The 19,223-nt window shown below is 65.7% G+C and carries 15 protein-coding genes and 1 pseudogene; 5 read left to right on the forward strand and 11 right to left on the reverse strand.

Going from position 1 to position 19,223, the window contains the following annotated elements; translation table 11 throughout:
* Positions 1-187 precede the first annotated feature (187 nt).
* The 5 genes from SA190iCDA_RS00200 to SA190iCDA_RS00220 form a co-directional block, all read right to left on the reverse strand.
* A complete protein-coding gene (locus tag SA190iCDA_RS00200) occupies positions 188-1,423 on the reverse strand; it encodes a M20/M25/M40 family metallo-hydrolase (protein ID WP_070886045.1) in 1,236 nt (411 codons plus the stop codon).
* Positions 1,424-1,586: 163 nt separating this feature from the next.
* Entirely contained in the window at positions 1,587-2,885 is a 1,299-nt protein-coding gene (gene argA, locus SA190iCDA_RS00205) for an amino-acid N-acetyltransferase (RefSeq protein WP_070886044.1), read from the reverse strand.
* 118 nt (positions 2,886-3,003) lie between these two features.
* Complete coding sequence (gene argE / locus SA190iCDA_RS00210) at positions 3,004-4,152, reverse strand: acetylornithine deacetylase (RefSeq protein WP_070886043.1); 1,149 nt, start codon at positions 4,150-4,152, stop codon at positions 3,004-3,006.
* 138 nt (positions 4,153-4,290) lie between these two features.
* Complete coding sequence (locus tag SA190iCDA_RS00215; protein ID WP_070886042.1) at positions 4,291-5,556, reverse strand: inorganic phosphate transporter; 1,266 nt, start codon at positions 5,554-5,556, stop codon at positions 4,291-4,293.
* 38 nt (positions 5,557-5,594) lie between these two features.
* On the reverse strand, positions 5,595-6,275 hold the full coding sequence (locus tag SA190iCDA_RS00220) for a TIGR00153 family protein (RefSeq protein WP_070886041.1): 681 nt from the start codon (positions 6,273-6,275) through the stop codon (positions 5,595-5,597).
* A gap of 296 nt (positions 6,276-6,571) precedes the next feature.
* Between SA190iCDA_RS00220 and SA190iCDA_RS00225 the strand changes: the two genes are divergently transcribed.
* From SA190iCDA_RS00225 to SA190iCDA_RS00245, 5 genes are all read left to right on the forward strand, one after another.
* Positions 6,572-7,942 carry an inorganic triphosphatase gene (locus SA190iCDA_RS00225; protein WP_070886040.1) on the forward strand — a complete coding sequence of 457 codons (1,371 nt, stop codon included), beginning with the start codon at positions 6,572-6,574 and terminating at the stop codon, positions 7,940-7,942.
* A 55-nt stretch (positions 7,943-7,997) separates the two neighbouring features.
* Entirely contained in the window at positions 7,998-8,729 is a 732-nt protein-coding gene (locus SA190iCDA_RS00230) for a DUF502 domain-containing protein (RefSeq protein ID WP_070886039.1), read from the forward strand.
* Positions 8,730-8,829: 100 nt separating this feature from the next.
* Entirely contained in the window at positions 8,830-10,614 is a 1,785-nt protein-coding gene (locus tag SA190iCDA_RS00235) for a GspE/PulE family protein (protein WP_070886038.1), read from the forward strand.
* Between the two features lie 953 nt (positions 10,615-11,567).
* Complete coding sequence (locus tag SA190iCDA_RS23280) at positions 11,568-12,272, forward strand: methyl-accepting chemotaxis protein (RefSeq protein WP_419203969.1); 705 nt, start codon at positions 11,568-11,570, stop codon at positions 12,270-12,272.
* A 110-nt stretch (positions 12,273-12,382) separates the two neighbouring features.
* A complete protein-coding gene (locus SA190iCDA_RS00245; protein ID WP_070886036.1) occupies positions 12,383-12,685 on the forward strand; it encodes a DUF2388 domain-containing protein in 303 nt (100 codons plus the stop codon).
* A 71-nt stretch (positions 12,686-12,756) separates the two neighbouring features.
* Here the strand turns inward: SA190iCDA_RS00245 and gcvH are convergent, their stop codons facing one another.
* The 6 genes and pseudogenes from gcvH to SA190iCDA_RS00275 form a co-directional block, all read right to left on the reverse strand.
* Positions 12,757-13,140 carry a glycine cleavage system protein GcvH gene (gcvH, locus tag SA190iCDA_RS00250; protein WP_070886035.1) on the reverse strand — a complete coding sequence of 128 codons (384 nt, stop codon included), beginning with the start codon at positions 13,138-13,140 and terminating at the stop codon, positions 12,757-12,759.
* 82 nt (positions 13,141-13,222) lie between these two features.
* Positions 13,223-14,317 carry a glycine cleavage system aminomethyltransferase GcvT gene (gcvT, locus tag SA190iCDA_RS00255; protein WP_070886034.1) on the reverse strand — a complete coding sequence of 365 codons (1,095 nt, stop codon included), beginning with the start codon at positions 14,315-14,317 and terminating at the stop codon, positions 13,223-13,225.
* Between the two features lie 207 nt (positions 14,318-14,524).
* Entirely contained in the window at positions 14,525-16,141 is a 1,617-nt protein-coding gene (locus tag SA190iCDA_RS00260; protein ID WP_070886033.1) for an ABC transporter permease, read from the reverse strand.
* Positions 16,142-16,205: 64 nt separating this feature from the next.
* Positions 16,206-16,883, reverse strand: coding sequence for a hypothetical protein (locus SA190iCDA_RS00265; RefSeq protein ID WP_139159487.1), 678 nt, complete (start codon positions 16,881-16,883; stop codon positions 16,206-16,208).
* 14 nt (positions 16,884-16,897) lie between these two features.
* Entirely contained in the window at positions 16,898-17,899 is a 1,002-nt protein-coding gene (locus tag SA190iCDA_RS00270) for an extracellular solute-binding protein (protein ID WP_070886031.1), read from the reverse strand.
* 94 nt (positions 17,900-17,993) lie between these two features.
* Positions 17,994-19,210, reverse strand: a pseudogene (locus tag SA190iCDA_RS00275) (2-octaprenyl-3-methyl-6-methoxy-1,4-benzoquinol hydroxylase).
* Positions 19,211-19,223 lie beyond the last annotated feature (13 nt).

Genomic DNA, 19,223 nt, shown 5'->3' on the forward strand with positions numbered 1-19,223 from the left:
GAAAGCCGCTTGCGGCTAACGCGCTTCAGCGCGGCCCGGAGGGCGAGTGAAGCGAGTACTGCTCATTTACAGCTCGTAAACTGCGCGTCCTCATCGATTTTTGCCTCGCCTGACCTTCGCTCGGAAACTTTTCGTACAGACCCTGCAGATCGATTGCAGCGCGAGCCAGGCTCGCGCTGCCGCCACGCTACTGCGCCGATAGCTGACGAATCAACGCCACCGTCAGGTACAGCCGCGGTGCGATGCTCGACAGTTCGATGTACTCGTCGTCGGCATGCAGGCCGGCCCCCACCACGCCCATGGTTTCCAGCACCGCCGGCTTGTCGCTGCCGGGTACATAGGCGTAGCCGGCATCGGTGCCGAAACGCATGGCGATCGGCTCTATCTTGCGATCGACCCTGGCGTAGAGCGCCTGGGCCTGCTTGGCCAGTTGCTCGGATGCGGCGTTCTTCGCCAGCGGCGGGCGCCCCTTCTCGAGACGCACAGTGACCTCCGTGCCGTCGATCAGCTTTTTCTGCACCAGGCGCTGCGCGTCGGCCAGCACCCGGTCGCTTTCGCTCAGGTCCGAGTAGCGCATGTCCGCCTCGGCCGAGGCACTGGCTGGGATGATGTTGCGCTTGTCGCCGGCCTTGATCATCGTCCAGTTGACCGTGGTGCCCTTGGCCGGATCGCCCAGGTCCTTGAGCTGCAGCATCTGGTGCGCCAGCTCCATCGCCGCGTTACGCCCGGCCTCCGGGGCCGAGCCAGCGTGGGAGGACTTGCCCTTGACCTCGAGCATCACGCCGTTGATGCCGTTGGTGGCGACGGTTACCGCATCCTTGTCTGGCGGCTCGTACGAGAACACGTAGTCATGCTGGGGGGCCAGTTCGCCGATGATCGTTTTCGAGCCGGCGGAGCCGGTTTCCTCATCGGGGTTGAACAGCACGGTCAGGGTGCCGAAGCCATCGAACTTCTCATCCTGCAGCAGCTTGAGCGAATGCAGGATCATCGCCACACCACCTTTGGCATCGGCCACACCCGGGCCATAAGCGCGCTCGCCCTCGACCTTGAACGGCCGCTTGGCGGCGGTGCCCGGCAGGAACACCGTGTCGTAGTGGACCATCAGCAGGAACGACTTGCTGCCGGTGCCCTTGAAGGTGCCGACGATATTGTCGCCCGCCGAGGGGCTGGCCGGGCTGGTTTCGACGCTCGCGCCCAGGGCCTCGAGTCGCTCGACCAGCAGGGCGCTGACGGTCTTCAGGCCCGGCTCCTGACCGGTGCCGGTATCGACGTTGACCAGTTGCTCGACGGTGGCGAGGTACGGCTTCTGTTCGGCTTCGGCTCTCTTGAGTAACACGTCAGGCGCCAGGTCGGCGGCGAGTGCGGAAAGCGAGAAAAATGAAAGCGCGAGGGCAGCGGTGATCGGTGAGCGTCGAATGGGCATGCGCGGTCCTTTATCGATAGGGTGTCACTGCAGCCTTGACCAATATGGGCCGCCGCGCCACCCGATGGCATCGATTAAATCACCATGCCCCGAACAGTCGCCCGCGGCGACACCCAGGAGGGCGTTCTTCCCGGGTGTCGCCGCGCCTAATTAAGGCTAGCGATCAGATGCTCTTTTCGAAGATCTTCGAATTGCGCTGGAAGTTGTACAGCGAGGCCCGGGCAGCGGGCAGGCGGTCGACGCTGCTGGGCTCGAAGCCGCGCTCGCGGAACCAGTGGGCGGTGCGGGTGGTGAGCACGAACAGGGTGTTGATGCCCTTGGCCCGGGCGCGCTCCTCGATGCGTTCGAGCAACTCGTCACCACGGCCGCCATGGCGATATTCCGGGTTGACCGCCAGGCAGGCCAGCTCGCCACAGGTCGAGTCGGCGATCGGGTAGAGCGCCGCGCAGGCGATGATCATGCCGTCACGCTCGACGATGCTGAAGTGGCCGATCTCGCGCTCCAGCACCTCCCGCGAACGGCGCACCAGGATTCCCTGCTCCTCCAGCGGCGTGATCAGATCGATCAGCCCGCCGACGTCGTTGATATCCGCCTCGCGCAGGGACTCGAACTGCTCGGGGTCGACCAGGGTGCCGCCACCGTCGCGGGTGAACAGCTCGGTGAGCAGCGAGCCGTCGCCGGTGTAGCTGACGATATGGCTGCGCTTGACGCCACCGCGGCAGGCCTGGGCCGCGGCATCCAGCAGCTCGCCCTGGTAATCGCTGCCCAGGCGCTGCACGTGGGCCGGTACCTGTTGCGGGCGCAACTCACGGATCAGCTTGCCGTCCTCGTCGAGCAGGCCCTGCTGGCTGCTGAACAGGATCAGCTTGTCGGCGGCCAGATCGGTGGCCGCGCGCATGGCCACGTCTTCGCAGGCCAGGTTGAAGATCTCGCCGGTGGGCGAATAGCCGAGGGGCGACAGCAACACGATATTGCGCTCGTCGAGCTGGCGGTTGATGCCCTTGCGGTCGATGCGCCGCACTTCGCCGGTGTGGTGGTAGTCGACCCCATCGACCACGCCGATGGGCCGTGCGGTGACGTAATTGCCGCTGCTGACCCGCAACCGCGAGCCCTGCATGGGCGAAGCGGCGATATCCATCGACAGGCGCGCCTCGATGGCGATGCGCAGCTGGCCGACGGCCTCGATCACGCACTCCAGGGTGGCGCTGTCGGTTACCCGCAGGTCGCGGTGGTAGCGCGGCTGCAGGCCACGGGAGGCCAGGCGCGCCTCGATCTGCGGGCGCGAGCCGTGGACCAGCACCAGGCGCACGCCCAGGCTGTGCAGCAGCACCAGGTCATGGACGATATTGCCGAAATTCGGATGGGCCACGCCCTCGCCCGGCAGCATGACCACGAAGGTGCAGTCGCGGTGGGCGTTGATGTAGGGCGAAGCGTGGCGGAGCCAGTTGACATAGTCGTACATGTGCGGCGAAACCCTTGGGAGAACGAAAGAAGCATCGAGGGGTGCGAGGCAGCTGGCCTCGCCGGCAGACGCGGTGCGTTATCGTCGTCGCAATGGCATCAGCGAAATGCTCCTCATCTCAGCGCGGGCTCAGGCAGTAGTGCTGAATCAGTTGGCGCAGCAGCCGCACCGTGGGAATCAGGCGGTCGGTATCCAGGTACTCGCCCGGCTGGTGAGCGCAGTCGATGTCGCCGGGGCCGAGCACCAGGGTCTCGCAACCCAGTTGCTGGAAATACGGCGCTTCGGTGCCGAAGGCCACCGCCGCCGCGCTATGCCCGGTCAGCCGTTCGGCCAGGCGCACCAGCTCGGCATCGGCCGATTGCTCGTAGGGCGGCACGGCGGGAAACAGCGGGGCGAAGTCGATGCTCACCTCATGGCGCTCGGCCAGGGGCTGCAGCTTCTGGCGAATCGCCGCACGCAGCGCCTCGGGCTGCATGCCCGGCAGCGGGCGCAGGTCGAACTCCAGGGAGCACTGACCGCAGATGCGATTGGGGTTGTCGCCGCCGTGGATGCAGCCGAAGTTCAGGGTCGGTTGCGGCACGCTGAACTGCGGGTTGCGGTACTCCAGCTGCCACTGCCGGCGCAACTGCATCAGCTCGCCCATCACCTCGTGCATGGCGTCCAGAGCGCTGCGGCCCAGGGCCGGATTGGAGGAATGACCGCTCTGCCCGAGGATATCGATGCGCTCCATCATCACGCCCTTGTGCAGACGGATCGGCTTGAGCCCGGTGGGCTCGCCGATCACCGCGGCACGGCCCAGCGGCCGGCCCGCCTCGGCCAGCGCCCGGGCGCCGGACATCGAGCACTCCTCGTCGCAGGTGGCAAGGATGATCAGCGGCTGCCTGAACGGCTGGTCCAGCAGCGTCTGTACGGCCTCGATGATCAGCGCGAAAAAGCCCTTCATGTCGCACGCACCGAGGCCAACCCAGCGATCACCGGTGTCGGTGAGCTTGAGCGGGTCGCTCTGCCACAGGGCTTCGTCGAACGGCACGGTATCGCTGTGCCCGGCCAGCACCAGGCCGCCAGGGCCGCTGCCGTAGGTGGCGATCAGGTTGAACTTGCCCGGCTCGACCTGCTGCTTCTCGCAGGCGAAGCCCAGCTCGCTCAGCCAGTTGGCCAACAGGTCGATGATCGGCTGATTGGACTGATCCAGGGCGGGCTGGGTGCAGCTGACCGATGGCACGGCAATCAGCGCCGCGAAGCGATCCTTGAGGGGGAGAAATGACATGGCGGCTCTCTCGGGTCGGTCGCCTCATCATAAAGGAGCAGCCCCAAGACTCAAGCCTCAAGCCTCAAGCCTCAAGCCTCAAGCCAGAGCATGTGACGCCTTGCTCTTACTTGCTGCTTGAAGCTTGCCGCTTGTAACTCAAAGAAAAATCAGCATGAAGATTTCGAGATAGATGATCGCCAGCGCCGCGCCGATCGGCAGGGTCACCACCCACGAGGTGAAGATGCGTCCAACCACCGCCAGGTTGAGCGCACCGATGCCTCGCGCCATGCCAATGCCCAGCACGGCGCCGACCAGCGTGTGAGTGGTCGATACCGGCAGGCCGATGCCCGAGGCGGCGACCACGGTGGCCGCGGTGGCCAGCTCGGCTGCAAAGCCGCGGCTCGGGGTCAGTTCGGTGATCTTCTTGCCGATGGTGGCGATCACCTTCCAGCCGTAGGTGGCCAGGCCGATGACGATACCCACGGCGCCCATCAGCAGCACCCAGCCAGGTACCGATGACTGGCCACCAATGGCCATGTCGCCACCGGCTTCAATCACGCCGACTACGGCGGCCAGCGGGCCTACGGCGTTGGAGACATCACTGGCGCCATGGGCGAAGGCCATGGAGCAGGCGGTGAAGATCATCAGCACCGCGAAGACTTTTTCGACGCTGGCAAAGTGGAAGTCCTTGTCGGCTTCCTCGTCCAGCTTGATGCGGCGCAGCAGCAGGATGCCCAGGCCGGCCACCAGCAGGCCGACACCGGCGGACAGCAGAATGCTCTGGCTGGTGGTGAAGTTCAGACCGACGTGCTTGAGGCCCTTGGTGAAGGTCATCAGCGCCAGCATGAAGCCGGTCAGGAACATGTACACCGGCACCCAGCGCTTGGCATTGCGGAACGGGTCTTCGGTGTCGAAGATCAGCCACTGCACGCTCATGAACAGGCCGAAGGCCACCAGCCCGGATATGAACGGGGTCACCACCCAGCTGGAGACGATCGGCACCAGGCCGCCCCAGTTCACTGCATCGACCGATACACTGACCGAGGCAAAACCAATGAGAGCGCCGACGATGGAGTGGGTGGTGGATACCGGCCAACCGCGCGTCGAGGCAATCATCAACCAGGTTCCGGCCGACAGCAGCGAGGCCATCATGCCCAGCACGAACATGTCGGCGGGAATCACCGACGCATCGACGATGCCGTTCTTGATGGTTTCGGTGACCTGACCACCGGCCAGGTAGGCACCGCAGAATTCGAAGACCATGGCGATCAGGATCGCCTGCTTGATGGTCAGTGCCTTGGCACCCACCGACGTACCCATGGCATTGGAGACATCATTGGCACCAACCCCCCACGCCATGAACAAACCAAAGCAGCAGGCCAGCACGAGGAGTACGAAACCGTAGTCCGCGACAAGAGACATAGAGATTTACCTGTAAACCCAGAAAGGATGCTGGCGGCCTAGCGCGCCAGCAGTTGTTCCAGCCGGTTGCCCACGCGCTCGGCGCGATCGGCAATGTCACCGACCCAGTCGATGATCCGATAGAGGAACATCACATCGACTGCGGGAAGATCCTTTTCCAGTTTGAACAAGGTGCGGCGCACCTCGATTTGCTGGCGGTCGGTTTCGCGCTCGATTTCCTCGAGCTCCTCGACCATGCGCTCGACCAGGGTGGCCTCACGACCGGCGAAACCGGCCTCGAGCAGCGAATCCAGCTCTTTCATCGCCTTGAGTGCCTGGGCACTGGCGTCCACGCACCGCTGCACATAGGCCAGCATCAGCGGCTGCAGATCGGCAGGAATGGTCATGGAGCGGCCCAGCATCAACCCGGCGATATCCTTGGCCCGGTTGGCGACCTTGTCCTGGGTGCTGAGCAATTCCAGTAGATCGGAACGTGGCACCGGCAGAAACAGGCTCTTGGGCAGGTGCATGCGCACGTTCTTCTTGAGCTTGTCCGCCTCGTTCTCCAGGCGCACCATCGCCTGTTGCACCTGCTCGACACGCGTCCAGTCTTCGGCCATCACCGCCTCGAAGAATGGCACCAGGTTAGCGGCGCATTCGTGAGCCTTGGCGATATGCTGCTGCATCGGCCCGATCGGTGAGCGGCCAAACAGGCTGCTGATGAACGGATTGCTTGGCATGGGGGTGACCCCTGTCTGTCAAAGAGGCCGCAAGTATACGGATGACATCCTGACCAGGCCAGCGCGTGTCATCGTTTGGTCATAAAGTCGTATTTCGTCACTGATTGCCCGGGAAAAACAGCTTAACTTCAGGGAAACTTGCGCCATGAATATTTCAGACGCCTCACTACCAAGCGCCTGCGGTGCTCGCCGACCTGCATCCACCGCGCTTTTCCTCTACCCTGTACGATCTAACGTGCGGGCCAACGCCTCGCACCGTGCCCCCGCCGCCGTCGCCGCTTCACCGAGCCCTCGCAATGAATAAAGAAACCGAAATCAAACTGCGCGCCAGTCGCGAAACCCTGGCCGCCCTGCAATCCCACCCCCTGCTGAAGAAACGCAGCAAGGCCGGCTGGGAGACGAGCGAGCTGTTCAACCAGTACTTCGACACCGACGCTCGCGACCTCGCAGCCGCCCGGGTTGCCCTGCGCCTGCGCAAGGATGGCGAGCAGCTCATCCAGACCCTCAAGAGCCGCGGCCAGAGCGTGGCCGGACTGTCGGAGCGCAACGAGTGGGACTGGCACCTGAGCAAGGCCAAGCTGGATCTCAAGAAACTCGATGACAGCTGTTGGCCGGCCGCCCTGGCCGAGCTGGACAAGAAGCAGCTCAAGCCGATCTTCACCACCGACTTCGTGCGCCAGCGCGCCGAGATCGCCTGGGGCCGCGGCAAGGCACGGGTGGTCATCGAGGCGGCGCTGGACCTGGGCAAGGTGATCGCCGGCAAACAACAGGAAGAAATCTGCGAACTGGAACTGGAGCTGCGCCAGGGCGAACCCGGGGCGCTGCTGGAACTGGCCGCCGAACTGGCCGCCGACCTGCCGTTGATGCCCTGCGACATCAGCAAGGCCGAGCGCGGCTACCGCCTGTTCGACGAGGCCAGTTACAACCTGCAGCTGCCCACCCCACAACTCGAGGCTGAACAGAGCCTGGACGACGCCGTGGCCAGCATCGGCTGGTTCCTGCTCGGCAGCAGCCAGCGCCTGGCCGAACAGTACCGCCACAGCGGCCACTGGCGCCTGCTGGTCGACTGGCTGGACTGCCTGGTGGAGCTGCGCGCCCTGTTCGGCAGCCTCGGCCAGGCCGCCCCGCGGGCCAGCACCAGCGAACTGCGCCAGGTGCTCGACGCGCTGCTCGAAGACTGGCGCCCACGGGTGCAGGCCGGCCAGCAGGACGAGGCCGCCCGCCAGGAGGCGCCGGCCCAGTTCGCCGCCGAACTGGCGCAGACCCGTTGGGGCCTGTTCTCGCTGAACACTTCGCGCTGGCTGCTGGCCCGCAGCTGGACCAGCGCGCGCAACAAGCGTGGCGATCGCCAGGGTGCGGCGGCGCTGCAAAGCTGGCTGCCGACCTTCTTCGCCGAAGAAGGCCGCGACCTGCAGCTCAAGCGCTATCAGCAGCAGCCCGAGGACCTGGCCGAACAGCTGCCGCGCCTGGAACGCCTGCTGCTCTGGCTGCACCTGGCCCGCGGCACGCTCGACATCGCCGAGACCGACCGCCTGTTCGGCGAGCTCAACAAACTGGCTGAACTGGCCAAGCGCCCGTTGAGTCCAGAAGAACTGGAGGCGCGCATGACCCAGGCGCAGATCATCATGAGCCTCAAGCCCTGGAAAGCGCTGCTGAAGAACGGCTGATGCACACGGCAGGTGGCGCCCTCACCTGCCCCGCTCGACGACAGGATGCCCCTCGATGTTCAAACTCAGCCTGAAATCCATCGCCGCCACCTGGCTCACCGGCCTGCTGGCGCTGCTGCCACTGGCCCTGACCATGGTGGTGCTGGCCTGGCTGGTCAGCCTGCTCAACAACCTGATCGGCCCGTCCACGGCCATTGGCCGGCTGTTCGCCGCACTCGGCACGCCGTTCGCCAGCAACCCCTACCTGGCCTACCTGCTCGGCACCCTGGTGCTGCTGATCAGCCTCTATCCCCTCGGTCTGGCGGTGAAGCTGGGCCTGCGCCGCCCGCTCGGCTGGCTGATCGACGTGACCCTGCGGCGTACCCCGCTGATCGGCAACTTCTACAACCTGGCCGACCGCTTCGTCGGCCTGCTCGACAAGAAGAACACCGACATCACCAGCATGCGCCCGGTGTGGTGCTTTTTCGGCGGCGGCGATGGGGTGGCGGTGCTGGCTCTGCAACCGACCTCGGAGCCAGTGGAACTGGAAGGCCGTCCGCACCTGGCGATCCTGGTGCCCACCGCGCCGATTCCGGTTGGTGGCGGCCTGCTCTACGTGCCGGCCGACTGGGTCAAGCCCGCCAACATGGGCGTCGACGCGCTGACCAGCATCTATGTGTCCATGGGGCTGACACCACCGCCCTCCCTACCCGCGCATAGTCTGGAAGATGCCCGCCAGCCAGAGCCGCCAGCAGCCCCGGAACAGCTGCCGCCAGCAGGCGAGCAACCGACCAAACCGCAGGCCTGATCCGCGAACCATGAACCGGCGCTTAGTCGGTGCCGGCGCAATCAGGCATGCTGACAGCCGCTACAGGATGCCAACCCGACAGCCGTAACCAGGAGCCCGCATGTCCAGCCTCTCGCCTGCCGCCGCCGACCGCCTGCTGGACCTCAACGAGCTGTTGCGTGAGCTGGTTGGTCAGGGACGCATTGCCCAGGAAAGCGCCGAGCAGTGCCTGGCGATCCGCCGCAGTGGCGCCAACACCGACCTGCACCCGCTGGAGTTCCTGGCCGCCCAGCAACTCGCGGATCAGTCGCGCCCGGGCCGCGTTCTCGACCTGGAAAGCCTGACCCTCTGGCTGGCGCAACTGGCCGGCCAGCCCTACCTGCGCATCGACCCGCTGAAAATCGACGCCGCGGCGGTCACCCCGCTGATGTCCTACGCCTTCGCCCAGCGCCACAAGATCCTCGCCGTGGCGGTGAGTGCCGAGGCGGTAACCATTGCCAGCGCCCAGCCGTTCATGCACAGCTGGGAGGCCAACCTCGTCCATGTGCTCAAGCGGCCGATCAAGCGCGTGGTGGCCAACCCGGCGGACATCCAGCGCTTCACCGTGGAGTTCTACCGCCTGGCCCGCTCGGTCAGCGGCGCCACCAACAGCGATGCCAAGATCAGCAACGTCGGCAACTTCGAGCAACTGCTCAACCTCGGCGCCCAGGACCAGGAGCCGGACGCCAACGATGCCCACGTGGTGAACATCGTCGACTGGCTGTTCCAGTACGCCTTCCAGCAACGCGCCAGTGACATCCATATCGAGCCGCGTCGCGAACAGGGCAGCGTGCGCTTTCGCATCGACGGCGTGCTGCACACCGTCTACCAGTTCCCCGCCCAGGTCACCATGGCCATCGTCAGCCGCCTGAAGACCCTGGGCCGCATGAACGTCGCCGAAAAGCGCAAACCCCAGGACGGCCGGGTGAAGACCAAGACGCCGGCCGGCAACGAGGTGGAGCTGCGCCTGTCCACCCTGCCCACCGCCTTTGGCGAGAAGATGGTGATGCGCATCTTCGACCCGGACGTGCTGCTGCGCGGTTTCGATCAACTGGGCTTCAGCCCCGATGACCTCAAGCGCTGGGAAAGCATGACCCGCCAGCCCAACGGCATCATCCTGGTCACCGGCCCTACCGGTTCGGGCAAGACCACCACGCTGTACACCACCCTCAAGCAGCTGGCCACCGAGGAAGTGAACGTGTGCACCATCGAAGACCCCATCGAGATGATCGAGGGCGCCTTCAACCAGATGCAGGTGCAGCACAACATCGACCTGACCTTCGCCAGCGGCGTACGCGCGCTGATGCGCCAGGACCCGGACATCATCATGGTCGGCGAGATCCGCGACCTGGAAACCGCCGAGATGGCCATCCAGGCGGCACTGACCGGCCACCTGGTGCTCTCCACCCTGCACACCAACGACGCGCCGAGCGCCATTACCCGGCTGCTCGAACTGGGCGTGCCGCACTACCTGCTCAAGGCGACGTTGCTCGGTGTCATGGCCCAGCGCCTGGTGCGCACCCTGTGTCCGCACTGCAAGGCGCCGGTGGAGTTCGACGAGGCCGACTGGCAGGAACTCACCCGCCCCTGGAACGCTCCGCTGCCGACTGGCGCGCACCGCGCCGTGGGCTGCGTCGAATGCCGGGAAACCGGCTACCGCGGCCGCGCCGGGGTGTACGAGATCATGCTGCTGGGCGACAGCCTGAAACCCTTGATCAGCGCCGATACCGACCTCACGCCGCTACGCCGCCAGGCCTTCAAGGATGGCATGCGTAGCCTGCGCCTTTCCGGTGCGCAAAAGATCGCTGCCGGGCAGACCACCCTTGAGGAAGTATTGCGCGTGACACCGCAAAGCGAGCAGCGCTAATCTGCGCTGACGCAGGCTCGGGGCAGCCTGCCCATGCCAGGAGCGGCGCCATGAATATCCGCCAGAAGATGCTCGCCTGTGGGGCCGTCAGTATCGCTGCCACGCTTCTGGTCGGAGGCATCGGCCTGTGGGGCCAGGCGCAGTTGGGTGAGGCCCTGGCGGCCAACGAAATCAACGCCAATGCCCTACGCCACCACATGGATGGCGACATGATGCACGACGCCCTGCGCGCCGACGTGCTCGGCGCCTTTCTCAGCGCTCCCGGCGACGTCGCGGCCGCCGCCCAGACGCGCGACGATCTCAGGGAGCACAGCGCGCGCTTTCGCCAGGCCATGGCCAGGAATGCGGCCTTGCCGCTGGCCCCGGACATTCGCCAGGCCATCGACGAGGTCGGCCCGGTGCTGGAGGCCTATATCCAGTCGGCCACCCGCATCGTCGAACAGGCCCTCGTCGACCCGGTGGCGGCGCGCGCGCTGTTGGCCGACTTCTCGCGCAGCTTCGCCGAGCTGGAAGTGCGCAACGAAGCGATCAGCGAGCAGATCGAGGCCAGCGTCGCCCAGACCCGCGCGCAAACCGAAGCCGTGGTGCAGCAGGCCTCCTGGTGGCAATGGGGCAGCCTGGGCGTCGCCTGCCTGTTGATCCTGGCGATCACCCGGCAGTTGCTGCGCTCGGTGCTGCAGCCCCTGGCCAAGATCATCCAGGCCGCGCGCGCCATGGCTCAGGGCAATCTGCGCGCGCCCATCAGCGTCGACAGCCGCGACGAAGCCGGCCAATTGCAGCAGAGCCTGGCCGACATGCAGGCCAGCCTGCGGCAGATGATCGAAACCATCCGCACCGAGAGCGAGGAATTGCGTCGCGCCTCCCAGCACCTGAGCCAGACCTCCAGCGAAGTGGCACGGGGCACCAGCGAACAGGCCGAAGGCGCCACCAGCATGGCCGCCGCCATGGAACAGATGATCGGCAATATCGCCCAGATCGCCGAGCATACCCGCAGCGCCCGGGACATTGCCGAGCAGTCCGAACGGCTGACCACCAGCGGCGGACAGGTGATCGTCGGCGTGGTCGATGGCATGAACCACATTGCCGATGCGGTCAATCAGTCGTCGCAGACCGTCACCGTGCTCGGCCGGTCATCCGAGGAAATCGACTCGATCATCCAGGTGATCCGCGGCATTGCCGATCAGACCAACCTGCTGGCCCTCAATGCTGCCATCGAGGCGGCGCGTGCCGGGGATGCCGGCCGCGGCTTCGCCGTGGTGGCCGATGAAGTACGCGGCCTGGCGGCCCGCACCGCGCAGTCGACCGAGGAAATCACCGCGATGATCCAGCGCATCCGCGAATCCACCGCCCAGGCGGTGAAGAGCATGGACGCCGGGGTCAGCCGGGTCAGCGACGGCGTCGGCATGGCCCGGCAGGCCAATGCCTCGATCACCGAGATTCGCCAGGGCGTGCAGCGCTCGGCACAGATGGTCGACGAGATCGCCCACACCATCACCGAGCAGTCCAAGGCCAGCAACGAAGTCGCCGAGCGGGTGGAAATGATCAGCGAGGTGGCCCAGCGCAACAACCGGGCCATGCAGGAACTGGCGCAGATGCTGGTGCAGATGGACAATTCCGCCCAGGCCATGCAGGCCTCGGTCAGGCGCTTCGAACTCTAGCATTCAGTGTGCAGGTGGCGGCAACCCTGGCTGTCGCCCCTGCAAGCCGGTGGAACCAGTAGCCCGTGGCCCGACTCTCAAGGAGAGGAAACCCACAAGGAGTCATTGCCATGCGCCGTTCAAGTTCGCTGTTGCTCGCCGGCCTTTTTCTGGCCGCTGCCACCCAGGTCCATGCCGTCAACCTGCGCGACGTCCTGTCGTCGGGGGCGACCACCGCGTCGACCTACCTGACCTTCAAGGACAACAAGATGATCGTTCCCGCCCAGGATGACGCCAGCAGCTATATCGCCAGCAACGGCGAAATCCGCGGCCCTTATCTGGAGGCGGCGCTGCAGAAGATCCGCACCGACAACCCGGATCTGCAAGCCAGCGACATGGAGTTGGCCACGGCGATTCTCACTGCCCAGCAGTAACGTGCCCTGCAGTGACAAAAAAGCCGGCCCAGGGGCCGGCTTTTTCATGCCACGACTGCGTGCCAAACGGCTTAGCCGTCGATGCTCGCCTCATAGCCTGCGCTGTCCAGCAGCTTCTGCAGCTGCGAGGCGTCGCTGGGCTGCAGCTTGAAGAACCAGCTGCCGTACGGGTCGTTGTTGACGCTTTCCGGGCTGTCGGCCAGGGCTTCGTTGACGGCGATCACTTCGCCCCCAACCGGCGCGTAGATGTCGGAGGCGGCCTTCACCGACTCGACCACACCGGCTTCCTGGCCCGCGTCGAGCACCTTGCCGATTTCCGGCAGCTCGATGAACACCACATCACCCAGCGCTTGCTGGGCATGGTCGGAGATGCCCACGGTCACGCTGCCGTCGGCTTCCAGGCGTGCCCATTCGTGGCTGGTGGCGTAACGCAGATCGGCGGGGATAGAGCTCATGTTGTCGTTCCTCATCAGACAGGACGGCGACCACGCCGTCCGGGGAATTTAGCAGCTGCGCACGGGCTGTGTAAGACGCCGGTCAGATCAGCACCTTGCCATGGCGCACGAAACTCGGCTGCACCACGCGCAGCGGATACCACTTGCCGCGAATTTCCACTTCAGCACGGTCACCGGTCTTGGCCGGTACGCGAGCTAACGCGATGGACTTGCCCAGGGTCGGCGAGAAGCTGCCGCTGGTGATCTCGCCTTCGCCGACGCCGTCGACGCGCACCACCTGGTGTGCGCGCAGCACGCCTCGCTCCTCGAGCACCACACCGACCAGACGCGGGTGTTCGCCAGCCTCATGCTGGCGCTGCAGGGCCTCGCGACCGATGAAGGCGCGCTCGGTTGGCTCCCAGGCCACCGTCCAGGCCAGGTTGCAGGCCAGCGGCGAGGCCTGCTCGTCCATGTCCTGGCCATAGAGATTCAGGCCCGCCTCCAGGCGCAGGGTGTCGCGCGCGCCAAGGCCGATGGGGGAAATACCCGCGCCGACCAGGTCGTTGAAGAACGCCACGGCTTCGCCGGCCGGCAACATGATTTCCAGACCGTCCTCGCCGGTGTAGCCGGTTCGGGCGATGAACCAGTCGCCGTTAGGCAGGCCCTGAAAGGGCTTGAGCTCGTGAATCAGGCTGGCACGTGCCTGGCCGACCAGTTCGGCAGTGCGGGCGCGGGCCTTGGGGCCCTGCACGGCGAACATCGCGAAGTCGCTGCGCTCGCGCAACTCGACGGCGAACTCGCTGCGGTGGGCGCGCATCCAGGCCAGATCCTTGTCGCGGGTGGCGGCGTTGACCACCAGCCGGTAGGCCGGCACTTCGACGGTATCGAGCAGGTAGACGATCAGGTCGTCGATCACCCCGCCCTGTTCATTGAGCATGGTGCTGTAGAGGGCCTTGCCCGGGGTTTGCAGACGCGCCACGTCGTTGGCCAGCAGGCGCTGCAGATACGGCTTGGCATCGGCGCCCTGCACGTCGACCACGGTCATGTGGGAGACGTCGAACACGCCGCAGTCGCGGCGTACCTGATGATGCTCCTCGACCTGGGAGCCGTAGTGCAGCGGCATGTCCCAGCCGCCGAAATCGACCATCTTGGCGCCGAGCGCCAGGTGCAGGTCGTAAAGAGGTGTGCGCTGTCCCATGGGATCTCCTTCCGGGCGTTGCAAGGCTGGGGCGTGCGTGAAATGGGCCATTCCAGATGAATTTGGAGCTGGCTGCATGGCGGGCCGCAGCGAATGGCGCGCATTGTAGCCGCATGGTCGGGGCCGGTCATCTCGCACATTGGCAGGCGGTGTAACAAAGCGCCCGGCGGCCTCTGGCGAGCAGCCCTGGAACCGCGGGACGACCGCTTATCCGATTCGCTGGGCGGAACGGCGGATCAGCACGATTACCGGCAGCAACCCGACCAGCACCAGGGTCAGCGCCGGCAGCGCGGCGCGCGCCCACTCGCCTTCGCTGGTCATCTCGAAGATGCGCACCGCCAGGGTGTCCCAGCCGAAGGGGCGCATCAGCAGCGTGGCCGGCATTTCCTTGAGCACGTCGACGAAGACCAGCAGGGCCGCCGACAACACGCCGGGCATCAGCAGCGGCAGGTACAGACGCCCGAACAATGGCACGCCGCCGACCCCCAGGCTGCGCGACGCCTGGGCCAGCGACGGGCGAATGCGCGCCAGGCTGGTTTCCAGGGGCCCATGGGCCACCGCCAGAAAGCGGATCAGGTAGGCCAGCAGCAGCGCGCCCAGGCTGCCCAGCAACAGCGCCTTGCCGGCGCCACCGAGCCATGTCGACAGCGGGATGACCAGGCCGTTGTCCAGGGTGCTGAAGGCCAGCATGATGGCCACCGCCAGCATCGAGCCCGGCAGTGCGTAGCCGAGGTTGGCCAGGCCGACGGTGGCGCCCATCAGGCGGGTTGGTGCCTGGCGCCGGGCGAAGGCCAGCAGCAAGGCGACCGCCACGGTGATCAGCGCCGCCAGGGCGCCCAGGTACAGGGTATGGAGGATCAGCGCCAGGTAGCGCTCGTCGAGATCGAAGCGCCCGCGCTGCCAGAACCACACCAGCAATTGCAGCATCGGGATCACGAAAGCGCAGGCGAATACCAGCAGGCACCAGGCGCTGGCCGCCAGCGCGCGCAGGCCGCTCAGGCGATACAGCGCGCCGCTGCGCGGCCGCTCGACGGCGGGCCGTACGGCGCCACGGGCACGGCGCTCGCCATAGAGCACCAGCATCACCGCGAACAGCAGCAGGCAGGCCAGTTGCGCCGCACTGCCGAGGCTGTAGAAGCCGTACCAGGTCTTGTAGATGGCAGTGGCAAAGGTGTCGAAGTTGAATACCGAGACCGCGCCGAAATCGGCCAGGGTCTCCATCAGTGCCAGCGCCAGGCCGGCGCCGATCGCCGGCCAGGCCACCGGCAAGGCCACTCGCCAGAATGCCTGCCATGGCGTGTGGCCGAGCGTGCGCGCCGCCTCCAGCAGCCCCTTGCCCTGGGCCAGGAAGGCATTGCGCGCCAGCAGGTAGACGTAGGGGTAGAACACCAGCACCAGGACGATGATCACTCCGGCGGTGGAACGCACCCTGGGAAAACGCACCCCGCTGCCCAGCCATTCGCGCATTGCGCTTTGCACAGGCCCGGCGAAATCCAGCAGGCCGACGAACACGAAAGCCAGCACGTAGGCGGGAATGGCGAAGGGCAGCATCAGCGCCCAGTCCAGCCAGCGCCGGCCGGGGAACTCGCAGAGGCTGGTCAGCCAGGCCAGGCTCACGCCCAGCAGCGTCACTCCGATACCGACGCCGAGCACCAGCGTCACCGTGTTGCCGATCAGCCGCGGCAGCTGGGTCTGCCACAGGTGCGACCAGATCTGCCGGTCGACCTCGTGCCAGCTCGCCAGCAGTACCAGCAACGGCATAAGCACCAGCAGCGCGACAGCGAAGGCGATGGGGTACCAGCGACGCTGGGCGGGATGGGCCAAGCAAACTCCTCAAGAAACAACGCGCGACGCCCCGGCAGCGGCAAGGGCGTCGGCTTTACCGCGGTTAAATGCCATCCACGCTGCGCAGCGTTCGCTCAGCTTTGTCGGCAACGCTCTTGTTCTGCCATTTGGGCAGGTAATCGAGCTTGCGGGCGCGGATACTCTCGATGTTGTCCTGATACCAGCTGCGCGCCTTGGGACCGATAACCATCCACTTGGTGGATTCGTTCCAATCGCGGAACTGCTTGGACTGCAGGCCATCCTTGGCACTGGCATCATTACGGATCGGCAGCAGGGAAAAACGCGCTCTCCACACTCCCATCCGCGGGGCGACGAGCACGTAATAACGTTTGCCGGCTTCCAGATTGGCGGCGAGGAAATCGGCATTTTCGGACACCACCATGAAGAGGTGCTCACCGGGCTCGGCCAGGTAGGCGACCTTGCTTTTCGACGATACGACGCCGGCGAAGACGTCATTGCCCTCGGCGCGGGTGTCATAAACAGAGGATTGCACCGCACCACCGAGTGACGAGGGGCGCATGAAAACTACCAGCGCCTTGTCAGCCGTGGCTTGCGGTTCGGCATCGGCACTCGGCGCGACCATCAGGGCCGACTGGCAACCACCCAGCATCAGCAATACGAAGAGCATTCCCAGCAAGCGGGAAAATGTAGAGAGCAGCATGGCAACTTCCTTGTGACTGAAATGAAAAGCCGCGGCAACTGCGCCGCGGCTGGCATTCAAGCAAATTGCCGTGGTTAATTCCAGCCGGCGCGATCCATCAGACGGATGGCTTCGGCCTGGCGCTTGCCGGCCACTTCCACGGTAATGCTGTCGGCCTTGAACTCACCCCAGGAGGCGACTTCGGCCGAAGGCTTCACCTTCGGGTTGGCCGGGAATTCCTTGTTGGCGTCGGCGAAGATGTTCTGCGCCTCGGCGCTGGTCATCCATTCGACGAGCTTCTGGGCAGCCTCCGGGTTTGGCGCGTGCTTGGTCAGGCCAACGCCCGAGAGGTTGACGTGCACGCCGCGGTCCTGCTGGTTCGGCCAGAACAGCTTGGCCTTCAGGTCCGGATTCTGCTCGTGCAGGCGGCCGAAGTAGTAGGTGTTGACGAGACCGACATCGCACTGACCAGCGGCCACGGCGTTGATCACCGAGTTGTCGTCCGGGAACACGTCGGTGGCCAGGTTATTCACCCAGCCCTTGATGATCGCTTCGGTCTTGGCTTCGCCGTGGGTTTCGATCAGCGTCGCGGTGAGCGACTGGTTGTAGACCTTCTTGCTGGTGCGCAGGCACAGGCGGCCTTCCCAGTTCTTGTCGGCCAGGGCTTCATAGGTGGTCAGCTCGCCGTCCTTCACCCGCTCCGGCGAGTAGACGAGGGTGCGGGCGCGCAGCGACAGGCCGGTCCAGGCGCCACTGGCGGCGCGGTACTGGGCGGGAATGTTGGCCTCGACAACGCTGGATTTCAGCGGCTGCAGAATGCCCATCTGCTCGGCCTGCCAGAGGTTGCCGGCGTCGACGGTGATCAGCAGATCCGCCGGGGTGTTCTCGCCTTCGGCCTTGATGCGCGCCATCAACGGCGCTTCCTTGTCGGTGATGAACTTCACCGCCACACCACTCTTGGCGGTGTAGGCGTCGAACACCGGCTTGATCAGCTCGTCGATACGCGAGGAATAGACCACGACTTCGTCAGCAGCCTGTACCGCACCGGCCAGGGTACCGAGGGTGAAAACGGCGAGAAGCGTACGACGTACCGACATGTCAGGATCCTTGTGAGCGATAAGGGAGCCAGGATGATAGTGACTCGCATCTGCACCGCACACCGGGAGGTCATTGCCAGATATTACAGCGCCATCATGCCCTGGCCAGCCCTGGCAGGTCGCCGCTCAGACCCAGGGCCTGGCGCACGAACAATGCCTTGGCGTCTTCCAGGCCATTGACCAGATCCAGGCCGGCGTTGCGCGCCAGGCGCAGCGCCAGTGAATCGCTCTGGAAGAGCCGCTGGAAGCCTTCCATGGCCGCCATCATCGCCAGGTTGTGGGGCATGCGGCGGCGCTCGTAGCGGCTCAGCACGCGTTCATCGGCAAGCCGCTCCCCCGGGCAGCGGCTTGTGCCAGCACCTCGGCCAATACCGCGGCATCCAGGAAACCGAGGTTGACGCCCTGCCCGGCCAGCGGGTGGATGGTGTGGGCGGCATCGCCGATCAGCGCCAGTCCGGGCTCCACGTAACGCTTGGCATGGCGCTGGCGCAGCGGAATGCACAGCCGGCGATCCACCTGCAGCACCTGGCCCAGGCGGTATTCGAATGCCTGGCCAAGGGCCGTGGAAAAGCTTTGGTTATCCAGCGCCATCAGCCCGGAAGCCTGCTCCGGCGTGGTCGACCAGACGATCGAACACCAGTGTTCGCCATCGCGCTCGCCCAACGGCAGGAAGGCCAGCGGACCTTCGTCGGTGAAGCGTTGCCAGGCCGTCGCCTGGTGAGCCTCGGCGCAGCGCACGCTGGTGACGATGGCATGGTGCAGGTAATCCCATTCGCGGGTTTCACAGCCCGTCAGGCGGCGCACCGCCGAGTTGGCGCCGTCCGCGGCGATCACCAGCGGCGTGCGCAATTCGCGGCCGTCGGCCAGGCTCAGCAACCAGTCATCGCCGGAGTGGCGCATGCGCTCCAGGCGCGCATCGGCCAACAGGCCCACGTCGCTGGCATGCAGGCGCTCGACAAGGGCGTCCTGCACCACACGGTTCTCGACGATATGGCCCAGGGTCAGTGCATGCACGCTGGCGGCGCTGAAATGGATATGGCCGGTGCCGCTGCCGTCCCACACGTGCATTTCGCTGTAGGGGCAGCTGCGCCGCGCCAGCACGCCGGGCCAGGCGCCGAGGCGCTCGAGAATGCGCTGGCTGGCCATCGACAGGGCGCTGACCCGCGGCTCGTAAGGCGCAGTGGGGTCGAACGGCTCCACAGTCATCGGCCCGCCGTCGAGCACCAGGCACATCAGCCCTTGCTCGCGCAAAGCCAGTGCCAGGGCGCTGCCGACCATGCCGGCGCCCACGATGATCAGGTCTGCACGCATCTCGTTCATATCC

Origin of the sequence: Pseudomonas argentinensis (assembly GCF_001839655.2) — a bacterium.
Lineage (GTDB): Bacteria > Pseudomonadota > Gammaproteobacteria > Pseudomonadales > Pseudomonadaceae > Aquipseudomonas > Aquipseudomonas argentinensis_B.

Excerpts from the sequence above, each read along its gene's own strand:
- SA190iCDA_RS00200 (WP_070886045.1), bottom strand. The coding sequence starts at position 1,423 with ATGCCCATTCGACGCTCACCGATCACCGCTGCCCTCGCGCTTTCATTT.
- argA (WP_070886044.1), bottom strand. The coding sequence starts at position 2,885 with ATGTACGACTATGTCAACTGGCTCCGCCACGCTTCGCCCTACATCAAC.
- argE (WP_070886043.1), bottom strand. The coding sequence starts at position 4,152 with ATGTCATTTCTCCCCCTCAAGGATCGCTTCGCGGCGCTGATTGCCGTG.
- SA190iCDA_RS00215 (WP_070886042.1), bottom strand. The coding sequence starts at position 5,556 with ATGTCTCTTGTCGCGGACTACGGTTTCGTACTCCTCGTGCTGGCCTGC.
- SA190iCDA_RS00220 (WP_070886041.1), bottom strand. The coding sequence starts at position 6,275 with ATGCCAAGCAATCCGTTCATCAGCAGCCTGTTTGGCCGCTCACCGATC.
- SA190iCDA_RS00225 (WP_070886040.1), top strand. The coding sequence starts at position 6,572 with ATGAATAAAGAAACCGAAATCAAACTGCGCGCCAGTCGCGAAACCCTG.
- SA190iCDA_RS00230 (WP_070886039.1), top strand. The coding sequence starts at position 7,998 with ATGTTCAAACTCAGCCTGAAATCCATCGCCGCCACCTGGCTCACCGGC.
- SA190iCDA_RS00235 (WP_070886038.1), top strand. The coding sequence starts at position 8,830 with ATGTCCAGCCTCTCGCCTGCCGCCGCCGACCGCCTGCTGGACCTCAAC.
- SA190iCDA_RS23280 (WP_419203969.1), top strand. The coding sequence starts at position 11,568 with ATGATCGGCAATATCGCCCAGATCGCCGAGCATACCCGCAGCGCCCGG.
- SA190iCDA_RS00245 (WP_070886036.1), top strand. The coding sequence starts at position 12,383 with ATGCGCCGTTCAAGTTCGCTGTTGCTCGCCGGCCTTTTTCTGGCCGCT.
- gcvH (WP_070886035.1), bottom strand. The coding sequence starts at position 13,140 with ATGAGCTCTATCCCCGCCGATCTGCGTTACGCCACCAGCCACGAATGG.
- gcvT (WP_070886034.1), bottom strand. The coding sequence starts at position 14,317 with ATGGGACAGCGCACACCTCTTTACGACCTGCACCTGGCGCTCGGCGCC.
- SA190iCDA_RS00270 (WP_070886031.1), bottom strand. The coding sequence starts at position 17,899 with ATGTCGGTACGTCGTACGCTTCTCGCCGTTTTCACCCTCGGTACCCTG.